This window comes from Microbacterium sp. BF1 (assembly GCF_019279095.1).
Classification (GTDB): domain Bacteria; phylum Actinomycetota; class Actinomycetes; order Actinomycetales; family Microbacteriaceae; genus Microbacterium; species Microbacterium maritypicum.
The window spans coordinates 1-8,081 of the sequence record NZ_JAGYWT010000072.1 but is presented as its reverse complement, the minus strand read 5'-3'; the positions used below and the strand labels follow the sequence as shown (position 1 = coordinate 8,081).

Here is an 8,081-nt window from a genome sequence, read left to right as displayed (position 1 = left end):
CCAGAATGTACCGGCGAGCTCCGACGAATGTGCCCGAGTAGCTCGGCTCCACGCCTGCTTCGATCGCAGCTTTGGACTCAGAGAGGGTGAGCCGGGAGTGGACCGGAACGAAGGGGGTCTCATCGGTATACAGGATCCAGTCCCTGTCTTTTTTCGGCAGGTCCCACCACGGCACATCGACGTCGTAACCGAGCGCAACCAGCACGTCACGCAGCTGGTGGCCGTGCCACGCGGTCGGCCAGGAAGCGATGGCGCGTTCGCGGATGGTGAGCGAGGGGTCAGGGACCATCTGCTGCTCGTTCACCGCGTACACGCGGCCGATGCCGTGGCATTCCGAGCAGGCCCCTTGGACCGTGTTCGCGGAGAAGTCCTCCGCATACAACATCGGCTGCCCATCCGGATAGTCCCCGACCCTCGAGTACAGCATCCGCACCAAGCTCGACAACGTGGTGATGCTACCCACGGTCGATCGGGCATTCCCTCCACCGCGCTGCTGCTGCAGGGCGACCGCAGGCGGCATCCCCGTGATCGAGTCGACATCGGGCACTCCCGCCTGATCGATCAGGCGGCGGGCGTATGGTGCGACCGATTCCAAATAGCGTCGCTGCGACTCGGCGTACAGCGTCCCGAACGCCAGCGAGGACTTTCCCGAGCCGGACACACCGGTGAAGACGACCGTTGCATCGCGCGGCACCGTGAGGTCGACATCCTGCAGATTGTGTTCTCGGGCGCCGAGAACGCGAACGTCGGGCTGCACGGAGAGCTTCGGCGTCACGAACGCAGCGGATTCAACCATGGTCGAATGTTAGCAACGTACGGAAAGGTCGGACGGCCTGCGACCTGCGGAAAGGGTTACACACCAATAACGGCGCGGTGTGCGGCAGTTCTGTGCTCGGCCTGAATACACCGTAAGTCTGTTCGGAGCAAGGGTCCTGACCGAGGCGGGGGAGACGGTTTAGAACGGGTTCCACCGACTGTTCGGTCGGTCCGCGAGAGGAGCACTAATGTCGGACAACTATGAGACGTCCAGCCCGAGCGGCTCGGGCGTGAACGCCCCCGGTCCTTCGGGCAAGGTGGATGCTGTCAAGCAGGAAGCCACAGACCTGAAGGACACGGCGGCGACTCAGGCGAAGGACGTTCTTGGCACCGCCAAGGATGAGGCTGCGACCGTCGTGGGGGAGGCGAAGACGCAGGCGAAGGATCTGTATGCGCAGACGCAGCGGGAGCTGTCGGAGCAGGCGAACACCCAGCAACAGCGTCTTGCCGGTGGTCTTCGCTCTGTCAGCGACGAGCTCGGCTCCATGGCCACTAACTCGGAAGGCAGTGGCGTCGCCAGCGATCTGGTCCAGCAGGTGTCGGGGCGTTTGTCTGCTGCCGCAACCTGGCTCGGCGACCGGGACCCTGGTTCTGTGCTCACAGAGGTCAAGCGATACGCACGCCGCAAGCCCGGCACGTTCATCCTCGCCGCAGCGATCGGCGGCATCGTTGTGGGGCGCCTCACCCGCGCCCTCGCCGCGAATGCTTCCGACGATAAAGACGCCGCTCCCGTGCCGGCACCTCCGCAGGTGCACCCTGACCCGTCCGTGCCCGTCCCCGTGGTGAACGACACGGGCGCTGGCACGCCCATGTACTCGCAGGCGGCAGCAAGCCGTCCGGACCTTCTGAGGGAGGACGGCTATGACCGACCCGACACCGTCTGAAGCGAAAGCCGCATCGACCTCGATCGGAGATCTCCTCGGGGAAGTGTCCCGTGACATTTCGACGCTGATGCGCCAGGAGGTCGCCCTCGCCAAAGCAGAGTTGAAGGACTCGGCCACGAAGTCCGCCAAGGGTGCGGGCCTGATGGGTGCCGCCGGCTACGGCGCACTGATGGCGGTGTTCTTCCTGTCCGTCGCGCTGTGGTGGGCTCTGGGCACACTGATGGGCGGCGGCTGGTCCGGCGTTGTCGTCGCGGTCCTGTGGGCAGTCATTGCCCTGATCCTGTTCCTGGTCGGGCGCAGCCAGATCAAGCAAGTGAAGGGCGTCCCGCAGACCGTGGACACCCTGAAAGAGATCCCCGAAACGCTGAAGAGAAATGAGGAGAACCGATGAGCGATTCACCCGACGAGATCCGCGCCGACATCGAGCGGACCCGCCACGACCTCGGCATGGACGTGGACGCCCTGGCCGATAAGGTCTCCCCGTCGAAGATCGTGGACCGACAGGTCGACAAGGTCCGTGGCGCCTTCACCTCCGTCCGTGAGCGTGTGATGGGCGCCGCGGATGACGCCGGCTCGTCGCTGTCGGATGCGGGCTCTCACGCCGGAGATCTGAAGGACCGCGCGGTCGCCAAAGCAGAAGGGAACCCGCTGGCGGTCGGACTGATCGCGTTCGGTGCCGGCCTGCTCGCGGCGTCGCTGATCCCCGCGTCATCGAAGGAGAAGGACCTCGCTGCAACCGTGAAGGAGCAGGCGCAGCCGCTGGTTGACGAGGTCACCGATGCTGCGAAGGATGTCGGCGAGCATCTGAAGGAGCCTCTGCAGGCGTCGGTCGAATCCGTGAAGGCGTCGGCGCAGGAGTCCGTCGCCACCGTTAAGGACGAAGTCCAGGGCGCGGCCGGCGACGTGAAGGACCAGGCTCAGCACGCTCGCGAGAACATCTCCGACAGCTGAACACGCAGGAATCGGGCGGGCCCGTCAGACGACGGGCCCGCCCCTTTACGAAGGAGCTCGCGATGAGCAGCACAGCCCCCGCCACCCCGCGCAACGCCCCGGACCCCGAAGCATCAGGAAAGCCGGATTCCCCAGACGATCTGCACAAGAGATCCTGGAAATACGTACTGCGCAAGACGATCCGCGAGTTTTCTTCGGACCAGTGCACGGACATCGCCGCGTCGCTGACCTACTACGCGGTGCTCTCGCTCTTCCCAGGCCTGATTGCGATCTTTTCGCTGCTGGGTGTCGTCGGACAGGGTAAAGCCGCCAGCGACGCGGTGCTGGGCATCATCGAGCAGGTCGCTCCCGGCGACACGGTCGACACGATCCGCGGGCCGATCGAGCAGATCGCCGAGTCTCCGGGTGCCGGTTTCGCTCTCATCACCGGCATCCTGCTGGCCATCTGGTCAGCATCCGGCTACGTGGGAGCGTTCAGCCGCGCGATGAACCGGATCTACGAGATCGAAGAGGGCCGGCCGTTCTGGAAGCTGAAGCCCGCCCAGCTGCTGGTCACCGTCATCACCATCGTGCTGCTCGTCATCGCCGCGATCATTCTTGTCGTCTCCGGCTCGGTCACCAAGGCGATCGGCGACGCACTCGGCATCGGCGACGTACCCCAGACGATCTGGTCCATCGCCAAGTGGCCGTTGCTCATATTCATCGTGGTGTTGGTCGTCGCGATCCTCTACTACGCCACCCCAAACGCGAAGCAGCCGAAATTCCGGTGGATCAGCATGGGAGCGCTCTTGGCGATTATCGTGCTGGCAATCGCCACCGCAGCGTTCGGGTTCTACGTGGGCAACTTCTCCAACTACGACCGCACCTATGGCTCCCTTGCAGGAATTATCATTTTCCTGCTCTGGCTGTGGATCGCCAATCTCGCCCTACTCTTTGGGGCGGAGTTCGACGCTGAGCTCGAGCGCGGCCGCCAACTGCAGGCCGGCATCGCGGCGGAGAAGGACATTCAACTCCCGCCGCGCGATACCCGCAAGAGTGACAAGGCCGCGGCGAAGGAACAGGAGGACGTCGAGAAGGGCCGTGAGATCCGGCAGAACGCAGACCCGGACGACGACACAACCGAGAGCACCACCACTCGAGGAAACCTCAGAAAACGCTGACGGTTGCGCGGCCCGAGACACTCACGTGGCGGCTATTGGGTCAGCTCTCGGGCGAGGCGGTCGAGGAGTACTTCTAGTGATACCTCGAACTCCTCGTCGGAGCGGTCTTCGCTCAGAAGAGCCCGTAGCCGGAGCACCTCCGGCGCGTCCTGCAAGCTGACGCTGCCGTCGTGCTCGGGGATATCCGCGTTGCCTTCGTCGGGAGGTTCTTCCACAGGGGCCGTCTCAGCCCCCCCGCACCGCGGACTCCAGCAAGAGTTGGCCGAGCAGGAAGCTACTGAAGGCCCGATACGCATCGACCGCTTGAGCGTCGGTAAACCCGTGCCCCAGAAGCTTGCTGAGGAACGTGTTCACCATCTCGACGCTACGAAGCGGAGGGCGCAGCCAAGGGGCCGCGGGATGACGGCTCGCCACCAAGGGAAATGCCTGAGGATGATCGATCGCGCTGCGTAAACTGCGCGTATGGTCATCGAACCTGCGCCCGTTGTCACAGAACCGACCGTCGCTGAAGAGCAGTGGGTTCTGGGAGCTGAAGAGCTTTTCCGGCGACTCGCCACCCGAGTCGCCGATGGCACGTACGCACCCGGAATGCGGTTGAGCGACAAGACGATCGCGGCGGATCTCGCTGTGACTCGGACCCCGGTGCGTGAGGCGATCCAGCGGCTTGCGCGGGCGGGCCTCATGGAGGTGCATGCGAGTCGGTACTCCATGGTGACTGACATCACCGTGGAGCGCTCGCGAGTTACTCGTGAGTTCGCGGCGCAGCAGAGCAGTGAGATCATCCGGGAAGCGGCGATCGGCCTCTCGGAACCCGACCTGTCGCACACCTGCGATCTCATCCACCGTGCTATTGACTCATCGATCACGGGGCGCGGGTGGATTGAAGCCCACGTTGAGCTGTTCACGTTCCTGACGGACCACGCACTCAACGATCTCTACCGATTGATGTTGAGCGATTTCTGGTACGTCATCTTCCGCGACCTGTATCTCGGGACCCCTCGTGTGAGCACCCACGAATCTCTGGAAGAGCTCGCATCCGCGATGCGCGCCAGAGATGCGAACGCCGGGGTCAGCGCTGTCAGAAAGATGCTTCAGCTGAAGTAGCGGAACTGAACAGCCGCTTCCGAACTGCCGGCTCGATTGAATGTGTGGCCCCGAACCGGCCCGTGCGGGCGCACTCTTCAGCGACTCCGCCGATCTGCGCCCAGTCATCGGCGGCATCGTGGAGAAGACTTGAGTGACTCGCCATCGGCAGCGTAATCATCTTGCGGGACAGGACGTGAGCGAGGATCCTGGATCTGCCAGACGACGCCGGGGGGCTCGTCTGGACGTAGTGACACCGGCGGGCAACGGCGTCACTCGGGGCGCCTCGTATCAGCGACTCCTCCCTCGCGCGAGGCGCCCCGTGCCCTCGTCGGCTCGAGGCCAGATCCGGTCGTCGGTGACGACGAACGCGACCTTGATCAGGCGGTTGAAAAGGACTCCCGCCGGAGATCACGACGCGACCGTCACGGTGGGAGCCACCTGAAGCAGAGGACACCATCGGAAGATGCCCCCAGGCACCGAAAGGATTCTCTCACCGGACCATACGCCTGCCCGGTGGGGCGTACCACCCCTACTTCGAGCCACACCTGCGATGTGTCAGACCGGCGAAGCTGGAACTGGCGATGCCCAGCCGAACGACAGAAGTGCGGACCGGCTCGGCGGGCCCGATCGTCTCGTGCGTTGGCGGACTACGGGAGCTTGGACGCGAGGACGTCGGCCGCCAGGATCTCGGGTGCTGCGCCGAGGAGGTGCTGGTTGGCCATCAGGGCTGCGACGATGGCGCCGTTGGCGTGGGCGTCGCGAGCGGCCTCGTCGGGGAATGCATCGAAGATCCAGAAGGTGTCGGCGTGGGTCCTGACCGCGAACCAGACAATCGTTCCTACTTCTTCGTTGGCGAGTGCGACAGCGCCGGCGAGCAGATCGGCGACCGCGTCGTGCTGTCCATCGGCCGCGACGATCTTGGCAACGAAGGCATACGGAAGTGATGCGGGTGTGGACATGAGGGACTCTCCTTGACGTCGGGGTTCTTCGTGGGACGAGTTCAGCGTATGACGAGCGAGGGCCGGTGGGTAGTGGCGTATACGGCAGTATTGCTATTGTTTACGTCATGCGTATCGGACTGATCGCGATCGACGGCTGCTTCGGTTCGGCTATCGCGTCGATCATCGACATCGTGCGGGTGGCCGACGGAGCCCGCGGCGATGTCGACCCGCGGATCGACCCGATCGAACTCGCCATCCTCGGACCGAAACGGCGAGTGACCACGACGGCATCGATGACCCTGTCGGTGGACCACCCGCTGCCGGAGTCCGGAGAGTTCGACGTGGTCGTCGTCCCTGCGCTTGGAACCCTCACGGCCTCCGCAACCCACGACGCCCTCCAGAGCCGAGATGCTCGATCGGTCATCGCCTCACTCGGGCGCCTCGACGAGGCGACCACCCGGATCGCCGCGGCGTGCACCGGCGTGTTCGCCGTCGCCGAGACAGGACGGATGCATCATCGGCGGGCGACGACCAGCTGGTTCCTGGGGCCGGAGTTCCGGAAGCGCTATCCGACCGTCGCCCTCGATCTCGACACCATGGTCGTGGTCGACGGGAACCTCGTCACCGCCGGCGCCGCGTTCGCCCACATCGACCTCGCGCTCTCACTCGTGCGATCGATCAGCCCCGACCTGGCCCAACATGTCGCCAAGCTCCTCATCATCGACGAGCGCCCGTCGCAGGCGGCCTTCGTCGCCTACGAACATCTCCGGCACGAGGACCCGATCGTCGTCGAGTTCGAACGCTTCGTGCGCGCCCGCCTGGACGAACCGTTCAACGTCGCCTTCGTCGCGCAGTCGCTCGGCACCAGCCGGCGCACCCTCGAACGACGAGTCCGTGCGGCGCTCAACCTCACTCCGCTCGGCTTCGTCCAACGGCTTCGCACCGAACGAGCTCGGCACCTCTCAGCAACCACGGACTTCACCTCCGCCGAGATCGCGCTACGGGTCGGCTACGCAAACGCCGAGACTCTGCGCTCCCTCCTGCGCAGGGAGCGACGCCGTTCCTGACCTATCGCCATGCCTGTAGCCGGTGTCCTAGCGCTCGACTGGAACCACCTCTCAGCACGTCGCGTCGACGCTCCTGCGTCGCCCCTGGACGACCCACTCGACACGCCCGCAGCACAGCCCATGTGACGTGCCCCGGCTTCCCGGACGGTCGGGGTTGGGTGGCTGTGATGTCGCCGTCGTCGGGAGACCTCGACGTCTATCTGCGGACCGACGCTCCCGGCCGACCTACACCCTCATCTGGGAAGAGCCGCCAAACCCTGGGCGACACCGGCGCGGTCCGTGATTCGCTCGATGCTTGAGCCCGCGACCCCGCGATCGTCGAAGATCTCGATCGCAGCGTCGAGGATTTTCTTACGAGCTCGCGCACGGGCACGTTCGTTCGTTTCAGCGCGGTCGACCATACGATCGTCTCTTCTCAGATCAGCCGAGCACTGCACTAGCGCTCGGTTTCTAGCGAAAACTACGCGCGGGTAGAGGCCTAGCGCCTACGGCGTTCAGTTTTCTTTCTCGGCGGATTCATCTTCCTCGGCATTGAAGTGAGAGGGGGAACCGGTGAAACCTGCTGCTACTCCGTCGGGATCGGCCGGAATGGTGTTGTCTTTGCCGAGCCCGCCAGGCTTGACGATGCCGTCAGGATAGTTATCGGACGTCGAGGTGTTGCTCTCTTCAGTCATCAGATCACCATTTCTGTCGCGTGCGTTGGGAGAAAGTAAGCGTACCGCCCCACGGGGTGAATGGGATGACAATGACGTGCTCGCTCCGTCATTGGCCGCTGCGCAACCTGGACTGCGAAACGCCCCGTCATGTCATCGCAGGGCAGGCCACTGAGCGGTGCACTCATCGATCGTTGGATGCGTCATGGAGGTGCCGCCAGCGCCGGCCCGTCCAGATCGCACGCACAGTGCCCCAACGAAATCCATGACGAATACCGTCGCGGTTAACAACCTGGTGAGCAGAGTCGAAGGGTGCGCCGTAAACGATCGTTTGTGGCAGACGTAGTTGGTCGGCGCTCGAAGGCCCGCCGCTATGGTCTGTCGAAACCTGCTAACGGCGGGCACTTTCGGCGGACCTGGGGTGGTGAGCGCCGTTCTCTTGGAGAAATCTCCGTCGCGTCTAGTTGTCTATTGCGGTCAACCCACTGTCGTCGAAGACCAGTATTGCGCCGTCGTTTGTGGT

At 64.2% G+C, this 8,081-nt stretch carries 10 protein-coding genes and 1 pseudogene; 6 read left to right on the top strand and 5 right to left on the bottom strand.

Going from position 1 to position 8,081, the window contains the following annotated elements:
* Positions 1-796, bottom strand: a pseudogene (locus tag KZA10_RS04380) (excinuclease ABC subunit A); the annotation flags it as partial.
* Between the two features lie 208 nt (positions 797-1,004).
* On the opposite strand from KZA10_RS04380, the gene KZA10_RS04375 reads away from it, so the two are divergent.
* The 4 genes from KZA10_RS04375 (at position 1,005) to KZA10_RS04360 (ending at position 3,811) form a co-directional block, all read left to right on the top strand.
* Positions 1,005-1,700, top strand: coding sequence for a hypothetical protein (locus KZA10_RS04375; protein ID WP_218682271.1), 696 nt, complete (start codon positions 1,005-1,007; stop codon positions 1,698-1,700).
* Entirely contained in the window at positions 1,678-2,091 is a 414-nt protein-coding gene (locus KZA10_RS04370; protein WP_046746438.1) for a phage holin family protein, read from the top strand. Before KZA10_RS04375 ends, KZA10_RS04370 begins: the two co-directional genes overlap by 23 nt.
* Positions 2,088-2,651, top strand: a complete 564-nt coding sequence (locus KZA10_RS04365; RefSeq protein ID WP_218682270.1) for a DUF3618 domain-containing protein — start codon at positions 2,088-2,090, stop codon at positions 2,649-2,651. The genes KZA10_RS04370 and KZA10_RS04365 overlap by 4 nt, the downstream gene beginning before the upstream one ends.
* Before the next feature lie 62 nt (positions 2,652-2,713).
* Positions 2,714-3,811 (top strand): YihY/virulence factor BrkB family protein, encoded by a 1,098-nt coding sequence (locus KZA10_RS04360; protein ID WP_218682269.1) that lies wholly within the window; start codon positions 2,714-2,716, stop codon positions 3,809-3,811.
* Positions 3,812-3,843: 32 nt separating this feature from the next.
* On the opposite strand, the gene KZA10_RS17710 is transcribed toward KZA10_RS04360, so the two are convergent.
* Entirely contained in the window at positions 3,844-4,026 is a 183-nt protein-coding gene (locus tag KZA10_RS17710) for a hypothetical protein (RefSeq protein WP_256934405.1), read from the bottom strand.
* 247 nt (positions 4,027-4,273) lie between these two features.
* On the opposite strand from KZA10_RS17710, the gene KZA10_RS04350 reads away from it, so the two are divergent.
* Complete coding sequence (locus tag KZA10_RS04350) at positions 4,274-4,915, top strand: GntR family transcriptional regulator (RefSeq protein WP_218682268.1); 642 nt, start codon at positions 4,274-4,276, stop codon at positions 4,913-4,915.
* Positions 4,916-5,544: 629 nt separating this feature from the next.
* On the opposite strand, the gene KZA10_RS04345 is transcribed toward KZA10_RS04350, so the two are convergent.
* On the bottom strand, positions 5,545-5,856 hold the full coding sequence (locus tag KZA10_RS04345) for a putative quinol monooxygenase (protein WP_033107114.1): 312 nt from the start codon (positions 5,854-5,856) through the stop codon (positions 5,545-5,547).
* A 107-nt stretch (positions 5,857-5,963) separates the two neighbouring features.
* Here KZA10_RS04345 and KZA10_RS04340 point away from each other — a divergent pair, with 107 nt between their 5' ends.
* Positions 5,964-6,905 (top strand): GlxA family transcriptional regulator, encoded by a 942-nt coding sequence (locus tag KZA10_RS04340; protein WP_218682267.1) that lies wholly within the window; start codon positions 5,964-5,966, stop codon positions 6,903-6,905.
* A gap of 233 nt (positions 6,906-7,138) precedes the next feature.
* On the opposite strand, the gene KZA10_RS04335 is transcribed toward KZA10_RS04340, so the two are convergent.
* Positions 7,139-7,306, bottom strand: coding sequence for a TetR family transcriptional regulator (locus KZA10_RS04335; RefSeq protein WP_141388298.1), 168 nt, complete (start codon positions 7,304-7,306; stop codon positions 7,139-7,141).
* A gap of 93 nt (positions 7,307-7,399) precedes the next feature.
* The gene (locus KZA10_RS04330; RefSeq protein WP_141388300.1) at positions 7,400-7,579 is read right to left on the bottom strand and encodes a hypothetical protein; all 180 of its coding nucleotides are present in this window, start codon (positions 7,577-7,579) and stop codon (positions 7,400-7,402) included.
* Positions 7,580-8,081: the final 502 nt, after the last annotated feature.

Coding starts and splice junctions, on each gene's coding strand:
- KZA10_RS04360 (WP_218682269.1), top strand. CDS start 2,714: ATGAGCAGCACAGCCCCCGCCACCCCGCGCAACGCCCCGGACCCCGAA.
- KZA10_RS04370 (WP_046746438.1), top strand. CDS start 1,678: ATGACCGACCCGACACCGTCTGAAGCGAAAGCCGCATCGACCTCGATC.
- KZA10_RS04350 (WP_218682268.1), top strand. CDS start 4,274: ATGGTCATCGAACCTGCGCCCGTTGTCACAGAACCGACCGTCGCTGAA.
- KZA10_RS04365 (WP_218682270.1), top strand. CDS start 2,088: ATGAGCGATTCACCCGACGAGATCCGCGCCGACATCGAGCGGACCCGC.
- KZA10_RS04345 (WP_033107114.1), bottom strand. CDS start 5,856: ATGTCCACACCCGCATCACTTCCGTATGCCTTCGTTGCCAAGATCGTC.
- KZA10_RS04340 (WP_218682267.1), top strand. CDS start 5,964: ATGCGTATCGGACTGATCGCGATCGACGGCTGCTTCGGTTCGGCTATC.
- KZA10_RS04375 (WP_218682271.1), top strand. CDS start 1,005: ATGTCGGACAACTATGAGACGTCCAGCCCGAGCGGCTCGGGCGTGAAC.
- KZA10_RS04335 (WP_141388298.1), bottom strand. CDS start 7,306: ATGGTCGACCGCGCTGAAACGAACGAACGTGCCCGTGCGCGAGCTCGT.
- KZA10_RS04330 (WP_141388300.1), bottom strand. CDS start 7,579: ATGACTGAAGAGAGCAACACCTCGACGTCCGATAACTATCCTGACGGC.